The organism is Oleiphilus sp. HI0125, assembly GCF_001635355.1.
In genome coordinates, this window is the sequence record NZ_LWGF01001393.1 from 1 (window position 1) to 535 (window position 535).

At 47.7% G+C, this 535-nt stretch carries 1 pseudogene; it reads left to right on the top strand.

Going from position 1 to position 535, the window contains the following annotated elements:
• Window positions 1–535 (top strand): annotated as a pseudogene (locus A3762_RS23800) (DNA-directed RNA polymerase subunit beta'); the annotation flags it as partial.

A 535-nucleotide genomic window follows, 5' to 3' on the forward strand; every position in this document is an offset into this window, starting at 1 on the left:
ATATTCTTGCTGAAGTGATTCGCGAGCACCCTGTAATGCTAAACCGTGCGCCAACGCTTCACCGTCTTGGTATTCAAGCATTTGAGCCAGTTCTGATTGAAGGTAAAGCAATTCAGTTGCACCCACTCGTTTGTGCGGCATACAACGCCGACTTCGATGGTGACCAAATGGCGGTACACGTTCCATTGACCTTAGAAGCTCAGCTTGAAGCTCGTGCTCTAATGATGTCTACCAACAACATCTTGTCGCCAGCAAATGGAGAGCCGATTATCGTTCCATCACAGGACGTTGTTCTTGGTCTTTACTACATGACGCGTGATCGTGTGAACGCCCAAGGTGAAGGCATGGTATTCGCGGACATTAAAGAAGTTCAGCGTGCATACGGTGCTAAGCAAGTTCACTTGCAGGCGAAGATTAAAGTTCGTATCGAAGAAAGCACGTTCGATGACGATGGCCAGTTGATTACCGAGAGCAAATTGGTCGAAACGACTGTAGGCCGTGCTTTGTTGTTTGAAATTCTTCCGAAAGGTTTGCC